Below are 17,283 nucleotides of genomic sequence, written 5' to 3' on the forward strand. Positions count from 1 at the left end.
CTGTGGCGGCCGCCCGTCGACTCCCCCGGAAAAAGACGGGGATGCTTCGCCCGAGAACCCGAAAGGAGTATAATAAGAAAAATTATTCCGAAAGGGGGCCGAAGCCCTTGGCTGCCTACTGTTCTGTGGACCCTTCCAGGATCTTGCTTGCCATGATGAAAGGAGTTGCTTGACTGTGCGCAGGTGGTTTTTAGCGGAGGCCGAGCTCCCGCTGGAGACGGCGGTGCTCGTCGTCGTCGGGATGACCGCGCTGATCGCGGGAACGCTGCTCCTCCCCGCGACGGCGGGTTTGACGCCCTACTACGAGAGCGGCCTGCATGGCCTTGTACTCTTCATATTTGCCCTGCAGACCATGCTGATGGGAAAAACCCCGTTCGGAGAGCTGCCGGCGTCCAGGGGGCTGCTGGCGGTCGGGCTACTCATCGCCTCGGCCGGCATAGTGACGTGCGTCATACCGTCCGTCCCGGACGGCGCGGTAAGGATCGCGCTCTTCATCTGCCTTACGCCCGGCGGTATGCTGCTGATGGCCCAGATGATCCTCTCTCCGCAGAGGTTCCGCCTCTGGGTCAGGACCGGCGGGGTGCTCAAGCACCTGCCCTATTCGTGCGCCGCCGTATACCTCCTCTCGATGGTGATAGGGGCGCTTTTATATGCAGACCAGTCCGCCTCCGTGCATTACCTGACCGCCTTCATGCTGATGCTGCAGGGTGGAGCGGTCATCCACCTTGCGCGACTGCTGGCCTCCGTCTACAGGGCCTACCCGCAGCCAGAGGAGGGGAGCGGGCTTCCGTTCGACAAAGGCATGCTTCTTCTGATGGGAGTCTTCCTCGTCCTGCTCGGAGCCCTGCTCGTCCCCGTGAACCTCGGCATCCTTCCATTCTCTCCAAGCGCCCAGCTCGGCCTGCTGATGGTGGTGAACTCGGTGCAGATGCTCGCCGCGGGCAGCACTCCCATAGGACCCTTCCCTCGTAGCAGGGCGATGCTGCTGCTTGGGCTGCTCTTTGCCGGCGCGGGCATAGTCTCGTGCGTGGTGCCCGACGTGCTTGTCCCGACCCTCACTATCCTGATAGGGGCCCTGAACGTGATCAACGGCCTTATGACTCTGCTGAAGGCCCTGCCGTCACTGAGCGCGACCAGGAAATCTCCGCCGCCGGAGCCGGTCGGGCGGGTCTTGCTCAGGCTCTTCGGCACGCAGGCGGTCATGGGCTGCGTCTCCATATTGTTCGGCGCGTCCATGCTACTGCCGGGCATCATACCGGGCCTCGTCATCAGCGTAGTGCTGATCGCCAACGGCGGCGTGCTCATCTACCTGCTGCGGGTGCTCTTCCTCGTAGACGATATCAAGAGGCTCGCAGGGGAAAAACCATAACTCAAGGAGGCTCCAAGACATGAAAAGCTTACAGATAATCATCCTGCTCTTCCTGCTGCTGCCGGCCCTTCCAGCGCTCGCCGAGACGACCACAAGCACGGACTCCGAGCGGACCGGGCTTGAGGTGACCGTCTACAACTCAGACCTCGCGCTGGTCAAGGACACCCGCAGCGTTTCGCTACCCGAGGGGGAGGGGGAGCTGCGCTTCATGGACGTGGCCTCGGCGATCAAGCCGGAGACGGTCCACGTAAAGTCGAAGAACAGGCCGGATGGCCTCGCAATACTGGAGCAGAACTACGAGTACGACCTGATCAGCCCGGAGAAGTTGCTTGAGAAGTTCGTCGGCAGAGAGATCAAGATCGAGCTGCGCAACGACTATCACGACAAATCCAGGATGGTCGACGCGAAGCTGCTGAGCGTCAACAACGGCATGGTCTTCGAGATAGACGGACAGATCTACCTTAACTATCCGGGGATGAAGATCGTCCCCTCTATCCCGGACAACCTCTACGCCCGCCCGACACTCGCTTGGCTGTGCGCCAACTCCTCCAAGGAGCCGCACGAGATGGAGGTCTCCTACATGACCAGGGGAATGAACTGGAAGGCAGACTACATCCTGGTGCTGAGCGGCGACGACAGGACCGCGGACCTCACGGGCTGGGTCACGATCAACAACCAGAGCGGTGCTCGCTACAACGACGCCGTGCTCAAGCTGATCGCGGGCGAGGTCAAGGAGGTCCGAGACATCATGCCCCCAGCCATGTACATGGGCAGGGCGGCCATGCCCGCGCCCGCCGCGCCGCCCTCCTTTCAGGAGGAGGAGTTCTTCGAGTACCACATCTACAACCTCTCGCGCAGGACCACCATCGGCCAGAACCAGACCAAGCAGATCAGCCTGCTGGAGGCCTTTGACTCGAAGCTGAAGAAGGAGCTCATCGCGGGCGGGTCGGTCGACTACTTCCGCTCCCAGTACAGGGGAGGGCGCATCAAGCAGAAGGTGAACGTGGTGATCTCGTTCAAGAACTCCGAGGAGAACAACCTCGGCATGCCGCTGCCCAAGGGGATAATCCGCCTGTACAAGAAGGACTCGAGCGGCAGCCTCCAGTTCATCGGCGAGGACAGAATAGACCACACTCCCCGCGACGAGGAGGTACGGCTGACCGTGGGCGAGGCCTTCGACGTGGTGGCCGAGCGACGCCAGACAAAGTACAAGAAGATAGCGGAGAACGTGATAGAGACATCCTGGGAGCTTGTCGTCAAAAACCGCAAGAAGGACGAGCCTGCGACCGTGTCGTTCATGGAGAGGGTCTACGGTACCTGGGAGGTGCTCTCATCCTCGCAGGAATACGAGAAGACGGACGCGTTCGGACTTCGCTTTGATATAACAGCGGAGCCGGGCGAGGAGAAGGTCGTCACTTACACCCTGCGCAACCGGTTTTAAATAAACTCGTGCGAGGCTGTTGCACAACCCCTGTGCAGCAGCCTCTTGAACCATTCGTTGTAACTGTAAGGGAGGCTCTGATTCAGCGTTTTGAGTATCTGATAGAGTCCTCGTGGAAAACATGTAAGAGGCTTCTTGTGCAGACGGAGGGGTACGACAGAGAAGTAGGCCCAAAGAGTCTTTTCCGGCTTGCAGGAAGTCTCGGCATGCTTGATGCGGAAACCTGGATAACTTTCTGGGACGCCCGCCTCGGCACTTCACACGACTACAGCGAGGAGAAAAGCGCCATGTTGCTCTCCCATGCGGAAAATCTGGAGGAGCAGGCGACTCTTCTTCTTGACGCTATGCGTCTTAAAGGGGCGTCGAACTCAGGGGGCAGAGAATGAAGGATTGCCTGGACATTAAAGAAAAACACCTGGCGACGTTGCTGCAAATCCTGAATGAGCATGTGCCAGAGCGGGAGGTATGGGCCTTTGGCTCCCGGGTCTCGGGGCACGCCCATCGGGGCTCTGATCTTGATCTGGTTCTTGTTGGAGCGGAGCCTGTCCCGATAGAGAGGCTCGGCGCTCTCCTGGACGCTCTTGAGGAGTCCTCACTGCCCTTTTTTGTCGATGTGTTGGACTGGCGTGGGATTCCGGCCTCCTTCAGGGAGAATATTAAAAAAGAGAGGATTCTTCTTAAGAAGCCAACCTGAGAGAATGTCTCTTCCGTTGAGTCCTGCTGAGTCCTGCCTATTTCTCAAATCGCTTAAGCATGGCGCTGTAGAAGCCCTCTAAATCTTTAAGCCTGTGAACCAGGATGGATTTCAATATTTCGATGTCCAGCGCCTCGTAGTCATGCACGGCGATATTTCTGAAGCCCGTCATTTTTCTCATCTTCTCCGTTAGCTGATCATCAATAACTCCGGCCTGTTGCAGCAGGGTGAAGTTTCCGGCGGCGGTCTCGGGAATGCCCAGGTGCTCCGAGGCTGCCCCGTGAGCGGCCATGTCGATGGCGGCCTGAACCGCCCGCTGGAGGTTGAGGACAAAAATGTCCTGCTTGTCTATGTCCTCAAGGCTCTCAGGATCAAAGCCGGTGACCTCGGCTATCCGCGCCAGGCATCTCTGGATTGTCGCCGCTTTCAACAGAATCACATCCCGGTCAGCCATAGATTCTCCTCCTCAGCACAGCCTCTTCCAGAGGGGCGATTATTCGCTTGAAATCATGGTATTCGTTGACGGTCCTGACGAAAAACTCCTCGTAATCTCTCTTTGTTCCAAGTATTTGAATTCCCGTTTTAAGAACCTGCATCTTTATTATGGAGCCCGCGCTGTTCAGGGAGATCAGGTCGGCATCCCGCCTCAGATGCTCTTCCAAGCTGGTGCGCAGGTCCACTAGTTCTAGGGAAGAAGGGGGCGAAGCAAAAAGAACCGCCACGTCCGCATCGCTGTCGGGACGGGCAGTCCCACTGGCCATGGAGCCGAAGAGGAAGGCTAGGCGGACGTTATCGTCCCCCTCGAAGAAGGCTTTAATCGCCTCTTTCACAGCGTCTTGCAAAGTTCTCCCTCCTTTAACCTGTTATGTCCGTAATTATACACGAGCGGAAACGCCCCGCAGGCTGAAGGCCTGCGCACGTCACGAGCTTAATCCCCTATTCCCTGCCAGTTGCATGCTAGAATGTTGAATATGGAGCGGCGAGTAAAAGATAAACGCTTTAACGGCGCTGTCCGTTCTGTTGGAAGGAGGAGCTTGAAATGACAAAGAGCGCGCTTGTGCTGCTTGAGGAGGAGAGGCGTTGAGCGAAAGGGGCGGGAAGTCCCTGATCGCCTTGCCTTCAGGAGCGGCGGGGTGCTGACGGGCGGCAAGGAGGCGGCTCTGAAGGAGCTTTTCGGCTTCGACGGCTTCAGGACCGGGCAGGAGGAGGTAATCGACTCCCTTCTTGAAGGGCGCGACGCGGTGGGGATAATGCCCACCGGCGCGGGAAAGTCGCTCTGCTTTCAGCTCCCCTCCCTGATCTTCGAGGGAGTTTCTCTTGTCGTATCGCCGCTGATCTCTCTGATGAAGGATCAGGTGGGCGCCCTTCGCCAGTCCGGCGTGGCGGCGGCCTATCTGAACAGCGCCCTGACCTACCGGCAGATGAGGGCAGTGCTCAAAAATGCATCAGCCGGGGAGTATCCGCTGCTCTACGTCGCCCCGGAGCGGTTGGACACGGAGGATTTCGTGGATTTCGCCCGTGGTGCGTCAATACCGTTCGTCGCCGTGGACGAGGCTCACTGCGTCTCCCAGTGGGGTCAGGACTTCCGCCCGAGCTATCTGAAGATAGGCGACTTCGTCCGGTCTCTCCCTTGCCGCCCCGTGCTGGGAGCTTTCACCGCAACCGCCACGCCACAGGTCCGGGACGACATTGTCAGGCTTTTGGACCTGCGCAAACCTCGATTGGTCACCACCGGTTTCGACAGGAAAAACCTGTACTTCGAGGTGCGGACTCCAGAGAGCAAAGAGGCTTCTCTGATGGAGTTCCTCGGCAGCCGCAGGGGGAAGAGCGGCATAATCTACTGCCTGACCAGGAGGGGAGTTGACGATGTCTGGGGAAAGCTCCTCAAGGCGGGTTACCCGGCGACGCGCTACCACGCCGGGCTGTCGCAGGAGGAGCGGCGCGAAAACCAGGAGCGCTTCCAGACGGACAGTGCGCCGATAATAGTCGCCACCAACGCCTTCGGCATGGGGATAGACAAGTCGAATGTGGGCTACGTGCTCCACTACAACATGCCGAAGAACATGGAGAGCTACTACCAGGAGGCCGGGCGCGCAGGGAGGGATGGTTCCCCCGCCGAGTGCGTGCTCTTTTTCGGCGGCCAGGACGTGATCACCAACCAGTTTTTCATAGAGAAGGACCGTGAAAACGAGGAGCTGGACTTCGAAACCCTTCAGAAGGTTCGCGAGGCCGACCGGAAGCGTCTGCGCCAGATGGTGGAGTACTGCCGCACTACGAACTGCCTGCGCTCGACCATCCTGGGGTACTTCAGCGATGACGCCCCGGACTCGTGCGACAATTGCTTCAACTGCACAAGGGAATTCAGGATGGAGGATATTACCATCCCCGCCCAGAAGATTCTGTCCTGCGTGCTCAGAATGAAAGAGCGCTACGGAATAACCCTGCTGATAGACACGCTGCGGGGCAGCCGGAGCAAGCGCATTCTGCAGCTGGGGCTGGACGGGCTTTCCACCTATGGCATTATGAAGGACGAGAGCCGTGAGTCGCTTCGGGGAAAGATAAACTTTCTGGTTTCCAGGGGGTTTCTGGACGTAAGCGACGATACCTTCCCCGTGGTGAGGACCACCCCGCAGGCGAAGGGAGTCCTATTCCGGGGGGAAACGCTGGCGATGCCCGTGCCTGTTAAAGAGCCAGTGCCGGAGATGCCCGCAGCAGCTCCGAACCTTTTCGGAAAGCTACGCGCCCTGCGAAAGGAGATAGCGGCCGCCCAGGGAGTGCCCGCGTTCATGGTCTTCTCCGACGCAACTCTTCTCGACATGTGCGGAAAGAAGCCCCAAACGTCCGACGAAATGCTCAAGGTCAACGGAGTGGGGCTGGTGAAGCGGGATAAGTACGGAGAGGCCTTTCTCAGGCTGCTCCGAGAGCACGTCTCTTGACGAGTAGAAGGCGGCGGAGTTCACCCTGCGCAACCGGTTTTAATAAATACACATAGAGGGTATAATATCCGCATCCGAGTGATAAAGGGAGGGTGATGGATGGTGAAACAGTTCGACATCATAGTGATAGGAATGGGCCCGGCGGGCATGGCCGTCAGCGCGATGGGCGCCGCGATGGGGCTGGACGTGCTGTCCGTCGAGAAGCACAAGGTCGGCGGAGAGTGCCTCAACTGCGGCTGCATCCCCAGCAAGGCCCTGCTGAAGGCCGGGTCGGCGCTTCACTCCGCGAGGGACCTGGCCAAGTTCGGCTTTGACGCTGATCTGACGGTGAAGTCCGCCGACCCGATGGGGGTCGTCCGCGAAAAAATCCACAGGATAAACGACAAGAAGTTCCAGTCGGCCTTCGAGCGAGCCACTCTGATCCCCGGGACGGCGGAGTTCGTCGACGACCGGACAGTGCAGGTGAACGGCGAGTCGTACACTGCGAAGCACATATTCATAGCGACCGGGACGGAGCCGTTCGTGCCCCCCATTCCGGGGCTCGCCGACGTCCCGGATATACTGACGAACACGAACATGTTCGAGATAGAGAAGATACCCGAGTCGCTGACCATAATCGGCGGCGGCGCGATAGGCTCCGAGATGGCGCAGGCCTTCACTCGCCTCGGCGCCAGGGTGACGATGGCCCACATGGACCCGCACCTCGTCCCCCCGGCCGACGAGGAGGCCGCGCGAGTGCTGGAGGAGGCCTTCGCGGCGGAGGGGATAAAAGTCCTCAACGGCGCGAAGATCACCGCCGTCGAGATGAAGGGCGGCAAGATAATCACCCGCACCGACAAGGGGGACATGACCTCGGACCGCATACTCGTCGCAGCCGGGCGCAAACCTGCGCTTGAGGCCCTGAAGCTCGGGAACGCCGGGATAGAGCACACCAGGCGCGGCATCACCGTGGACGGCTACATGCGGACCAGCAAATCGCACATCTACGCGATAGGCGACTGCAACGGGCAAAGCCTGCTCTCTCATGCCGCCATGCACCAGGGGATGCTGGCCCTGATGCACGCTCTGTCGCCCCTGTCTCTGCCGATGCTCAAGCGCGAAAGGTACGCCGTGCCGTGGGCCGTCTTCACCGAGCCGGAGATAGCGCAGGTCGGACTCACCGAGGCGCAGGCCCGCGAGCTGGACGTGGCCGAACAGGTCGTGAAGAAGGAGTTCCGCTCCTACGGCCGCACCGTTGCCGACGGCCGCCCCGAGGGCTTTATCAAGGTCGTCATGGACGCCAGGGGCAGGATCAGGGGGGCAACCATAGTCGGAGAGGCCGCCAGCGAGCTGATCCACGAGTGGACGATGGCCATACAGTACAAGAAGAAGATGCACCACGTGATGCTGATGCAGCACGCCTTCCCGTCGATCTCCATGATAAACAAGATGCTCGCCGAGGACTGGATGATGGGCAAGATGAAGGCCGGCTGGATCAGGAAGCTGGTGGGAATGCTGAAGTAGCGGGACGGGCGCTGACATAGGGGGAGGGACCTCAAGAGCAAACTCGCTTCACGAGGAGATCCCTCCCCTCGTCGCTGCGCTCCTCGGGATAGCGATCGACACGAACGGAAAAACCGCTCGTTCGGTCGCCTGCTTATGTCATCCCGAACGGCGCGAAGCGCCGGAGGGATCTCTGTACGGACAATCTCCTTGGGATTACAAAGGCGGTCCCGAACGAGCGATCAAAGAGCGTAGGTTTACCTGTCGTTGTTACACCGGTTCTCGGTTTCGTTCCCGAGTCGAGCCTCTTTTTTTACCAGACGAATGTCGATTTCGCAGCCCACTGCTTTGGCATACTTTTTCAGCGTCTGAACCGAAGGAGAGTGTCTTCTCCCCGATTCAAGCCGAGAAATCGCGCTTTTGCTGGTCTTCATGGACTCAGCGACATCCTCTTGAGTGAGTCCGGCCTTGATTCTGGCCGCCAGGAGCTCGCGAGCAAGCTTATACTCATCCTCCAGAGCGTCATATGCGGAGTCGAATCCTTGCCTCTCCGACATCCTTGCCAGGAAACCCTCGTGATCGTGTGGCACCGGTCTATACTCGCTAACGGTCATGGCGCACCTCCTTCAATCTGCGGCGGGCGATGTTCAAGTCCTTGCGCGGCGTGGAACCGGTTTTCTTCACAAAGGTGTGGAGTATGACCAGCCGCCGACCCGTCATGTAACAGTACAAGGCTCGCCCGCTTCCCTCCCGCCCTCCGGGGCGCAATTCAAACAGCCCGTCTCCCATCGATCGCGAAAACGGCATGCCCAGCTCGGGGCCGAACTCCATAAGCATCTCGACAATCCGGGCATAATCGGCGAGAATGCCGACAGGCCAAGCTTTTATAGCGGCGTGAACCCGTTCATTAAAGTATTCGATGGAATAGCCAATGACCGCATGTTATCAAAATGAGAACGAACGTCAATGGACGATTGCGACTTGACTTGGACGATTGAGCTGTCGCCAAGAGCGGAGAAGGAACTCGAGTACTGGTCGGACGAGGATTGCAACCCTCTCTTCGTCCCGATGTCCATTCATTCTGTCATCCCGAATGGCGCGAAGCGCCGGAGGGATCTCGGGGGCAAACTCGCTCCAAACCGAGATCCCTTCTCCCGCTGGTCGTCGGGATGACAAAGAGGCAGTTTCTCGGGATGACATAAAAGGCCACTCCACGGGACGACAGTCGCCCCGCGGACCAAGCGGAGCTCTGTGGTACATGGCGCCCAAATCGTACTGGGCCCAGACGTCTCCTTAGCCGTTGTGGAAAAGCGAGACAAGCATGGCCTAGCCCTCGCATTGCCGTTTCCGGCGATTGCAATATCGAGGAGGCGAAACGCGAGGAGGCTCTCTTCACCCCTCTCCGCACGTCAAATATATCAGACTGAAGTGCCTAGCCTGAAGAATTCCTCTTGATAAATAACTATCATGTGATAGTATGGCGGCAATTCAACAGTCTGTTGTCAAGATGACGGGCTTAGGCAAGGAGGGGTTTCACGTGAGCAAGGCGCGCGGATTTGGCGGGAGGTATTTTTTTCTGGCGGTTTTATTGATCGTCTTCTCTCTTGTGCTTCCGGCGCAAGGCGAGGGGGCTGTGAAGTATGTCGTGCCCGAGGGCAGCGGGGACGGAAGTTCCTGGACAAAAGCAATGGGCGAGGAGACGTTTAGAACGGCGATCAAGTCGGCCGCTCCCGGCACCGAATTCTGGCTTGCCGAGGGCGTGTACACCCCTGAAGCCGATGAATCCTTCGAGCCCGCCATTGGCGTATCCATCTACGGCGGATTTAAAGGAGACGAAAGCTCCCCGGACGAGCGGACCCCGGGGGCGAACGCCACCACCTTGAGAGGCAGCGGCGCGTCGGTGCTCAGGTTCGAATACTTGCCGGACGGGAATGCGCCGAATGCCCTTGACCGCATCGTCGTGGCGGACAACGGGGAAGACTATGACTTTGTCCTCGACTCGCTCACCATCACCCTTGGGAAATCAAAAAAAGGTTCCTATAAAGAATTTGGCGGGGGAGTCTCCTGTCGTGACAACAGTAAATTGCTGGCCAGGGACTGTATCTTCATTCGGAACGAATCAATTTACGGCGCTGCTGTTTGCTTGTACGAAAAGGCGATGTTTGTCGCCGAGCGTTGCGTTTTTCAGAATAACACTGCTGAAGATTCCGGCGGCGCGGTTTTCGCGCAAAGCGATGCGACATTCAGCGCCAAAGATTGCACCTTCAAGTCGAACAAGGCAAACGGCGTGTTGGGCGGCGGCGCGGTTTACTTGGCTCCAGACACGGCATTCAGCGCCGAGGGATGCACCTTCGCGGGCAATACCGCGAAATTGTACGGAGGCGCTGTTCTAGGACTCAAGCACAGGCCGACCACCGTCGTGAACTGCACCTTTGCGGGAAATTCAGCGGGCGAGGGAGGGGCGCTGTTTAGTATCGACGACGTCAGGGTGATGAACTGCACCTTCATGGACAACAGCACTGTTGATGGAGTTGGAGGAGAGTCAATAAAGGCCTCTGCCGGCTTGACCGCCGTAAACAGCATCTTCTGGGGCGAGGCTCAGGGCGAGCAGATCGCCGGCCATGATCCGCTGGATGCTCCTGTGGTGAAGTGAAATACTGCATCATAAAGGGCGGATATGACGACGACGATGAAGAGAACCATATCATCGACGAAGACCCGAAGCTTGGCGAGCTTGCGGATAACATTGGCCCGACTAAGACCATGGCCCTGCTGGCGGGAAGCCCGGCAATCGACGCCGGCACTTCCGAGGGCGCCCCCGCTACGGACCAGCGCGGAGTTAAAAGGCCTCAGGGCTCGGGGATCGATATCGGGGCCTACGAGTTCATGCACTTCCCAGGCGGCGGCGGTGGCGGATGTTCGGCCGGGGGAGGGGGCGCTTCGACCCTGCTGCTGCTTCTGCCCTTCGCCGTCTTGCTATTCAAGCAGAGGTGACGCGGTCCGGATCGCGTGAGGCGCTGGAGGGATCTCTGGCCTGGTGAAACAAAACAAGATCCCTCGGCGATGAAACCGCCTCGGGATGACAGAGAGAAAACGCTCGGGACAGGGAGTATTCTTTTATCCTGAGGAACAACGCTACTAGCAGAACTCCGGTCGTCCTGAAAGACGGCGGGAGGATGGGCTGGCCTGGAAGCCTTTCCGTCCTCCTGCTGTCTTTTGCTTTTGATACTGGGAGCCGCTTGCTACGACTCGATCGCGACCTTCTTCATCTTCTCGGCCTGCACCTGCTCCGCGACCTCGACCGTCAGCACGCCGTTCTTGAAGCTTGCCTTGGCGCTGTCCGGGTCGACTTCGACCGGGAACTGGATGGAGCGCGACACCGATCCGAAGTAGCGCTCGCAGCGCAGCACGTCGCCCTGCTCGACCGACTTCTCGTCGCACTTTTCCGCCTTGAGCTCGAGCCTGTCCTCGAAGACGTTCAGCTCCACCTTGGACGGGTCCACGCCGGGAAGCTCGAACTCTGCGAAGACCTTCCCGTCCTTGCGGTAGAAGTCTCCCCTCGGGACGGCGGGCATCCTCTCGGCATCGGCCGCATATCCCACGTCGGACGTGAAATCCCCGAAGACCCTCATCATATCCCGCATCATCCTGTCCATAGAGGGAAAAACGTTCAGTGGCAATCCGTTGTCGCTTGGCCTTATTGCAAGAAATCTACGTGACATAGTCAACACCTCCGTCTATTATTGACCTTTATTGACCTACGATACTATTATATACGTCAGTATTGGTCAGGCAAGTGTAGATAATCGGTGTCAGGCGTATTTAGTGGCAAATATCAAGAAATATCAGGGTGTATCTCTTGTTTTCGTACAATATCATTCCGAGGGAACTGGTTCTAGCCGTCCTCAGGATACTCCGGATGGGATAGAATGAGAGTTGGCTGCGCTGTTGAGAAATCAGATAAGGAGCTGATCAAGGTGAAAGTAGTCGTTGCAAAACCCCTTCCCGTTTATCCCGCCCCCGTCTTTCTGGTGGGCGTGTACGACGAAGAGTCTCGCCCCAGCGGCATGATCGCCGCATGGGGCGGAGTGTGTTGCTCGGAGCCGCCGTGTATCTCCATCGCTGTGCAGAGGTCGCGGCACAGCTTCGGCGGCATTGAGGCGCGGAAGGCCTTCACGGTAAACATTCCCTCCGAGGCGCAGGCCGCACAGGCGGACTACTTCGGGATATTCTCCGGGCGAGACCGGGACAAGTTCGCCGCCGCGGGGTTGACCCCCAAGCGCGGAGAGCTGGTCGACGCCCCGCTGGTGGAGGAGTTTCCCATATCGTTCGAGTGCGAGGTCGTTCACTCGGCGGAGCTCGGCTCGCACGTGCTCTTCGTCGGAAAGGTCGTCAGGACCTGGGCGCTGGAGGAGTGTCTGAACGACAAGGGGCAGCCGGATCCGCTCAAGGTCCGTCCGCTTGTATTCGCGCCTCAGTACGGCCTGTACTACGGCCTGGGGGACAAACCGGTGGCCGACGCGTTCTCCGTCGGAAAGAGCATCGAAAAAGACTGATAAACAGAGGAGAGGGGAGGGATCCGGTGTAAGAGTGCCTTAAAGGCAGATCCCTCGTCGCAAGCTCCTCGGGATGACAACAAGAGAGTAGCTCCTCGGGATGACATAATTGGGGCGGCTTGCTTGGTACTACGGGGGGTTGTCATCCCGAACGACCAGCGGGAGGAGGGATCCGGTGTAAGGGTGCCTTAAAGGCAGATCCCTCGTCGCAAGCTCCTCGGGATGACAACAAGAGAGTAGCTCCTCGGGATGACAACAAGAGAGTAGCTCCTCGGGATGACAACAAGTGAGTCGCTCGTTCGGGACGACATTATCGACCCTCATGCCGGCCGTTTGCGTTATGGAGTAACCGTAGCGTCTCGGGGTATTCCGGGTCGATTACGATTCGATGAAGTAGCTTCCTGCGGTCTTCCGTCCAGGGAAGGGATCGGTTTTTAATCCACGAACTCGGGAAGATAGCCCCTTTCCAGCTCCCTGAACTTTTCGAAGCCCACCAGCTCTTTGAACTCCGAGAATGGCGCCACCAGTTCTGTCCTCCCTTCTGCTATCTTGTCGTCTTTTATTGCCTCCAGGTAGGTCGTCATGCCCCTCACCGCGGCAAACAACGGGCCCACCGGGATGCTCACTCTTCCCACGCCGATCTCGCGCAGCCTGTCGATGGAGACCAGGGGGGTCTTGCCTCCAGTGACCGCATCCATGAGGTTGATGCTTACGGGCGCCTTGATCTCCCGGACCGCTTTCTCTATCTGCTCCACCGACCGCGGCGCCTCCACGAAGACGAGGTCCGCCCCGGCGTCTGCATAGGCGTTCGCCCGCCGGATGGCCTCGTCGATCCCGGTGACGGCTATGGCGTCTGTCCGGGCGTTTATTACAAAGTCCGGATCCAGCTGGTTCCTGGCATCGCGGCACGCTTTTATCTTAAGGACCATCTCCTCGATGGGGATGATCTGCTTTCCCTCGAGGTGCCCGCACCTTTTGGGAAACACCTGGTCCTCTATGTTCATCCCGGCCGCGCCCGCTTTGATGAACTCCCTGGTCACGTGCATGGCGTTGATGCTGTTCCCGTAGCCGGTGTCCGCATCGGCCATTACCGGGATGCTCACCGCGTCTACGATGTTTTTTGTGAAGTGGACTACGTCGCTGAAGCCGATGAAGGCCATGTCGGGTAGTCCCAAGTATGTGGCCGAGAGTCCGAAGCCGCTCACCTGCAGGGCTTTGAAGCCGGCTCTTTCGATCAGCATGGCCGAGATGGCGTCGTGCGCCCCCGGACAGACGAGGGCCTTTCTCTCGAGGATCATGTTTTTTAGCATTGTGGTCTTTTTCAAGTTACAGTCTCCTCTCTGTTTGTCGTTCATACAGCGGGATTGCCGCTTGCAGCGCCGTTGGAGCGCACTTTTCTGTCAACGAGGAACGCTGTCCCGAGCATCGCGAGCCCGATCACGGAGAGCATCGTCTCCGGGAAGAGCAGAAGCAGTCCCGCTACCGCGAAGGCGCCGCAGATCAACGGGTTGATCGCGCATTCCCTGTAGCTGAACAGTCCGTAGGCGATCGATATCGACCCTATGAACGCCGTGCTGCCGTGGATCAGTATCTCCGACCAGGGCGCCCTTGCGACCAGCGCCGGGTTTACGGCGAAGAAGTAGGGCAGTATGAAGGCCACTATCCCCAGCCGGACGGAGAAAAACCCCGTCTTGACCCAATTCGCCTTGGCGATTCCCGCCGCCGCCACGGCCGCGGTGCATGTGGGTGGCGTCACGCCGCCCAGGATCGCCCAGTAGATGAAGAAGAAGTGGGCTGCTACCGGGTCTATGCCAAGCTTGAGAAGAGGGGGTACAAGTATCGACACCGAGAGGACGTAGGTGGGAACCGTGGGCAGGGAGGTTCCAAGCAGGAAGGGCACGATGGTGGCGATCAGTAGGGAGAAGTAGATGTTCGTCCCTCCGATGTCCAGGATCACGCCGCTCACCTTGGGGGCTATCCCTGTGAGACCTATCAGGTTGACCAGCATGCTCACCGAGACGAGGATGGGCACGAGCTGCGCCACGTCGCGGCCTCCCTCGGAGAGAGCGGAGACTATGAGCTTCAGTGTCTGCTTCATATCCCTCTTGAGCATGCCTAGGATGAGGAAGACTAGCAGAGCCGAGAGACACGCATAGAAGCCCGCCAGCTGCAGGGGCTGTCCGACGGCGATGAGGTAGAGCAGCACTCCCGTGGGGATTATCAGGCCGGCGAGCCTCTCCAGGGTGAGGATGTCCCTCCACTTGGGTATCTCCTCCGGCGGCAGCCTGTCGATTCCCATGCGCAGGGTCCTGAAGTGGACGCCGCTGAAGACGCCCGTGTAGTACAGCAGGCAGGGGAGCAATGCGTAGCCAATGATGTGGAAGTACGAGATGTTCAGAAACTCGGCCATCATGAAGGCGGTGATGCTCATGATGGGAGGCGTGATGCCGCCCCCCGAGGAGGCTATGGCCTCCACCGCCCCTGCGAACTCGGGCTTGTAACCAAGGCGTTTCATAAGAGGTATGGTATAGCTTCCCGTGACCATGACGTTGGCCACGGAGCTCCCGGAGATGCTCCCGAAGAGGGCGCTTGCCACGACCGCGGCCTTGGCCGGGCCGCCTGTGTACTTGCCCGTGATGGCCAGTGCCATGTCGATGAAGGTCCTGCCTCCGCCGGTCGCGGAGAGGAGAGAGCCAAAGATGATGAACATTGAGATGAAGGTGGCCGACATCCCCGTGACGCTTCCGTATATCCCCAGGGGGGAGTAGTAGAGGGAGCTGAGGATGTACTCAAGGTTGAGGCCCCTGATCTTCCAAATACCCGGGAAGTGCTTGCCTGTGAAGATATATGCTAGGAGCAGGACGACCATTATCGGGATCGCGTATCCCACTGTTCTGCGGGCGGCCTCGAGAACCAGCAGCACCAGGATTCCCCCGAGGACGAGGTCGACCGTGCTCGGCTCGCGCATCCCCGTATACATGTTCAGCGCCTCCGCGAAGGCGTTTATATTGGCGACGAGAAGCGCGACCACCAGCAGGACGTCGAGAAGGGTTATGCCTTCATCCTGGTCGTCCCTGTCCGCTTTGCGCGAGAAAGGATAATAAAAAAAGGCTATTGAAAGACCGAACGCCACATGTATGGCCCTGAACTGGATGTCCAGAAAGCCGGTCAGGTAGATTGGCGCGAGAAGCTGGAAGAGCGCAAGGAGAAGGCCAAGAAAGAATATGACCTTGGTCTTGTATTCGCCGAATGATGAAAAGAGCATATCGTTTCCCTCCCGGAATCTCCCGGCCGCGCCGCGGCGCGGCCGGGAGAGAGTATTGCCTTATCGCGCTATTCCTTGTACTCCGGCGGAATGAAACGCTCGGGAACCTCTATTCCCTGTTCCTTGGCGTAGCGTATAAGCCCCGCATGGGCAGGAACCACGTCGTCGCCCGCGTTCTTGAAGTAGTCTCCCACAGGGTCGAAGCCCTTGACCGGGCCGTAGGCGGCGACCACCTCGTCGAATCCCTCGACATAGGCCTTGACTATCTGGTAGCCGATCTCCTCCGGCATGGACGCGGTCGCGACCGCTCCGGCTATCGGGCACTCCTCCCAGATGGGTCCGACGTCGGGGAAGTCCACTATGCTCCCCTTTTCACGCTCAAGGAAGGTCATGTAGGGGATCCTCTCCTGGATCTTCTTGACGTCCTCCTCGGAATACCCCACCACTGTCAGAGGGGTGGTGAGATTGACTTCGATGAGGGCCGCGTCGATGTTGTTGAGTCCGCTGGATTTCTGCATGCCGACTATCCTGTTCTCCTTGAGAGCCGTGATCGCGTCGCCTAGCGCGGACGGGACCAAGTCTATCTCGTGCCCCAGAATTTTGTCGTAATCCATGATGTAGGCGGCCGAGGCGGAGCCGGGGATGCCGGGGCAGAACCTCTTGCCCTTGAGGTCGCCAAAGGATGTGACGCCGGAATCCTTGCGGACGTAGAGCCTGTCCGCGAAGATGTTTCTAAGGAAGAGCCAGCGCACGTCCTTGAACTGCTTGCCCTCGAAGCCTTCGATGCCCTTGTAGAGCTGCAGTGATCCGGGAAGGTCGATGGCCATGGCGTAGTCGAAGACCCCGGCGCTGAGCTTTCTGAGGTTGTCCATGCCCGCGCCGCTTTCGACCACCGTCACCTGGATGCCGTTGTCGGCCTTGTTGACCAGGTTGGCCGCGGCGACGCACCAGGCGTAGACTCCCGATGTCGAGGAGGTGCTGCCCATATTCAGATGCACTTCCGCTCCTGCGGCGCCCGCGAAGAGCATACCTGCGAGTACCGCGGCGAACACCGCTGTGAACATGATTTTTTTGCGCGTCATACTTTTCGTACCTCCTGTCATTATTTGATCCTAAAACGATGTGTTTTGTCCGACCTACCACTCTCCTTTCGCTTTTCGCCTCATTCGGGGAGGATGAAGGTGCCGTTTTTCTTAAGGTATTCGACGAGACCTCCCTCTTCCAGAATGTCCAGCATCACGGGGGAAAGAGGCGCAAGCGGAACTACGAGCCTCTTGCCAGGCAGCTCGGTGTGGTTTCTCTCGATATCTACCGTGACCTCGTCCCCCGCCTCCATGGCGTCAGTGTCGCAGATGAAGGCCGGGATGCCCTGGTTGATGGCGTTTCTGAAGAATATCCGGGAGTAAGACTTGGCGAGTATCGCCGCTATTCCCGCGTATTTTATTGCGATGGGCGCCTGCTCCCTTGAGGAGCCGCATCCGAAGTTTTTGCCGGCGACCACGATGTCGCCTGGGCGGACACGTCCGGCGAACCCGGGGGC

18 protein-coding genes are annotated in these 17,283 nt (G+C 58.8%); 9 read left to right on the top strand and 9 right to left on the bottom strand.

What is annotated here, in order from left to right; genetic code table 11:
- The first annotated feature begins 241 nt into the window (after nucleotides 1-241).
- The 4 genes from GX181_10550 to GX181_10565 are packed head-to-tail and all read left to right on the top strand — an operon-like array spanning nucleotide 242 to nucleotide 3,504.
- Complete coding sequence (locus GX181_10550; protein ID NLM72380.1) at nucleotides 242-1,369, top strand: hypothetical protein; 1,128 nt, start codon at nucleotides 242-244, stop codon at nucleotides 1,367-1,369.
- Between the two features lie 19 nt (nucleotides 1,370-1,388).
- Entirely contained in the window at nucleotides 1,389-2,810 is a 1,422-nt protein-coding gene (locus tag GX181_10555) for a DUF4139 domain-containing protein (GenBank protein NLM72381.1), read from the top strand.
- Nucleotides 2,811-2,842: 32 nt separating this feature from the next.
- Nucleotides 2,843-3,196 (top strand): hypothetical protein, encoded by a 354-nt coding sequence (locus GX181_10560; GenBank protein ID NLM72382.1) that lies wholly within the window; start codon nucleotides 2,843-2,845, stop codon nucleotides 3,194-3,196.
- Entirely contained in the window at nucleotides 3,193-3,504 is a 312-nt protein-coding gene (locus tag GX181_10565) for a nucleotidyltransferase domain-containing protein (GenBank protein NLM72383.1), read from the top strand. Before GX181_10560 ends, GX181_10565 begins: the two co-directional genes overlap by 4 nt.
- Nucleotides 3,505-3,541: 37 nt before the next feature.
- Here the strand turns inward: GX181_10565 and GX181_10570 are convergent, their stop codons facing one another.
- On the bottom strand, nucleotides 3,542-3,958 hold the full coding sequence (locus GX181_10570) for a DUF86 domain-containing protein (GenBank protein NLM72384.1): 417 nt from the start codon (nucleotides 3,956-3,958) through the stop codon (nucleotides 3,542-3,544).
- Nucleotides 3,951-4,346, bottom strand: a complete 396-nt coding sequence (locus GX181_10575; protein NLM72385.1) for a nucleotidyltransferase domain-containing protein — start codon at nucleotides 4,344-4,346, stop codon at nucleotides 3,951-3,953. The genes GX181_10570 and GX181_10575 overlap by 8 nt, the downstream gene beginning before the upstream one ends.
- 318 nt (nucleotides 4,347-4,664) lie before the next feature.
- Here GX181_10575 and recQ point away from each other — a divergent pair, with 318 nt between their 5' ends.
- Both recQ and GX181_10585 read left to right on the top strand, forming a co-directional pair.
- Nucleotides 4,665-6,440 carry a DNA helicase RecQ gene (gene recQ / locus GX181_10580; protein ID NLM72386.1) on the top strand — a complete coding sequence of 592 codons (1,776 nt, stop codon included), beginning with the start codon at nucleotides 4,665-4,667 and terminating at the stop codon, nucleotides 6,438-6,440.
- A gap of 102 nt (nucleotides 6,441-6,542) precedes the next feature.
- On the top strand, nucleotides 6,543-7,943 hold the full coding sequence (locus GX181_10585) for an NAD(P)/FAD-dependent oxidoreductase (GenBank protein ID NLM72387.1): 1,401 nt from the start codon (nucleotides 6,543-6,545) through the stop codon (nucleotides 7,941-7,943).
- Nucleotides 7,944-8,179: 236 nt separating this feature from the next.
- On the opposite strand, the gene GX181_10590 is transcribed toward GX181_10585, so the two are convergent.
- Both GX181_10590 and GX181_10595 read right to left on the bottom strand, forming a co-directional pair.
- Entirely contained in the window at nucleotides 8,180-8,536 is a 357-nt protein-coding gene (locus GX181_10590) for a helix-turn-helix transcriptional regulator (GenBank protein NLM72388.1), read from the bottom strand.
- Nucleotides 8,526-8,855 carry a type II toxin-antitoxin system RelE/ParE family toxin gene (locus tag GX181_10595; protein NLM72389.1) on the bottom strand — a complete coding sequence of 110 codons (330 nt, stop codon included), beginning with the start codon at nucleotides 8,853-8,855 and terminating at the stop codon, nucleotides 8,526-8,528. Before GX181_10595 ends, GX181_10590 begins: the two co-directional genes overlap by 11 nt.
- A gap of 604 nt (nucleotides 8,856-9,459) precedes the next feature.
- On the opposite strand from GX181_10595, the gene GX181_10600 reads away from it, so the two are divergent.
- Both GX181_10600 and GX181_10605 read left to right on the top strand, forming a co-directional pair.
- Complete coding sequence (locus GX181_10600; GenBank protein ID NLM72390.1) at nucleotides 9,460-10,575, top strand: hypothetical protein; 1,116 nt, start codon at nucleotides 9,460-9,462, stop codon at nucleotides 10,573-10,575.
- Nucleotides 10,572-10,916, top strand: a complete 345-nt coding sequence (locus tag GX181_10605; protein ID NLM72391.1) for a hypothetical protein — start codon at nucleotides 10,572-10,574, stop codon at nucleotides 10,914-10,916. Before GX181_10600 ends, GX181_10605 begins: the two co-directional genes overlap by 4 nt.
- Before the next feature lie 248 nt (nucleotides 10,917-11,164).
- Here the strand turns inward: GX181_10605 and GX181_10610 are convergent, their stop codons facing one another.
- A complete protein-coding gene (locus GX181_10610) occupies nucleotides 11,165-11,644 on the bottom strand; it encodes an Hsp20/alpha crystallin family protein (protein ID NLM72392.1) in 480 nt (159 codons plus the stop codon).
- Nucleotides 11,645-11,851: 207 nt separating this feature from the next.
- Between GX181_10610 and GX181_10615 the strand changes: the two genes are divergently transcribed.
- The gene (locus GX181_10615; GenBank protein ID NLM72393.1) at nucleotides 11,852-12,478 is read left to right on the top strand and encodes a flavin reductase family protein; all 627 of its coding nucleotides are present in this window, start codon (nucleotides 11,852-11,854) and stop codon (nucleotides 12,476-12,478) included.
- 434 nt (nucleotides 12,479-12,912) lie between these two features.
- Here the strand turns inward: GX181_10615 and GX181_10620 are convergent, their stop codons facing one another.
- The 4 genes from GX181_10620 to GX181_10635 form a co-directional block, all read right to left on the bottom strand.
- Complete coding sequence (locus tag GX181_10620; protein ID NLM72394.1) at nucleotides 12,913-13,803, bottom strand: isocitrate lyase/PEP mutase family protein; 891 nt, start codon at nucleotides 13,801-13,803, stop codon at nucleotides 12,913-12,915.
- Between the two features lie 26 nt (nucleotides 13,804-13,829).
- Complete coding sequence (locus GX181_10625) at nucleotides 13,830-15,743, bottom strand: TRAP transporter fused permease subunit (GenBank protein NLM72395.1); 1,914 nt, start codon at nucleotides 15,741-15,743, stop codon at nucleotides 13,830-13,832.
- Between the two features lie 68 nt (nucleotides 15,744-15,811).
- The gene (locus GX181_10630) at nucleotides 15,812-16,807 is read right to left on the bottom strand and encodes a TAXI family TRAP transporter solute-binding subunit (GenBank protein NLM72396.1); all 996 of its coding nucleotides are present in this window, start codon (nucleotides 16,805-16,807) and stop codon (nucleotides 15,812-15,814) included.
- A gap of 98 nt (nucleotides 16,808-16,905) precedes the next feature.
- The coding region (locus GX181_10635) for a 3-isopropylmalate dehydratase (GenBank protein NLM72397.1) at nucleotides 16,906-17,283 on the bottom strand (378 nt) is incomplete at its 5' end.

Source organism: Synergistaceae bacterium (assembly GCA_012521675.1).
In the GTDB taxonomy this organism is placed as follows: domain Bacteria; phylum Synergistota; class Synergistia; order Synergistales; family Aminobacteriaceae; genus JAAYLU01.

Coding starts and splice junctions, on each gene's coding strand:
- GX181_10625 (NLM72395.1), bottom strand. CDS start 15,743: ATGCTCTTTTCATCATTCGGCGAATACAAGACCAAGGTCATATTCTTT.
- GX181_10610 (NLM72392.1), bottom strand. CDS start 11,644: ATGTCACGTAGATTTCTTGCAATAAGGCCAAGCGACAACGGATTGCCA.
- GX181_10570 (NLM72384.1), bottom strand. CDS start 3,958: ATGGCTGACCGGGATGTGATTCTGTTGAAAGCGGCGACAATCCAGAGA.
- GX181_10550 (NLM72380.1), top strand. CDS start 242: ATGACCGCGCTGATCGCGGGAACGCTGCTCCTCCCCGCGACGGCGGGT.
- GX181_10615 (NLM72393.1), top strand. CDS start 11,852: ATGAGAGTTGGCTGCGCTGTTGAGAAATCAGATAAGGAGCTGATCAAG.
- GX181_10630 (NLM72396.1), bottom strand. CDS start 16,807: ATGTTCACAGCGGTGTTCGCCGCGGTACTCGCAGGTATGCTCTTCGCG.
- GX181_10565 (NLM72383.1), top strand. CDS start 3,193: ATGAAGGATTGCCTGGACATTAAAGAAAAACACCTGGCGACGTTGCTG.
- GX181_10590 (NLM72388.1), bottom strand. CDS start 8,536: ATGACCGTTAGCGAGTATAGACCGGTGCCACACGATCACGAGGGTTTC.
- GX181_10555 (NLM72381.1), top strand. CDS start 1,389: ATGAAAAGCTTACAGATAATCATCCTGCTCTTCCTGCTGCTGCCGGCC.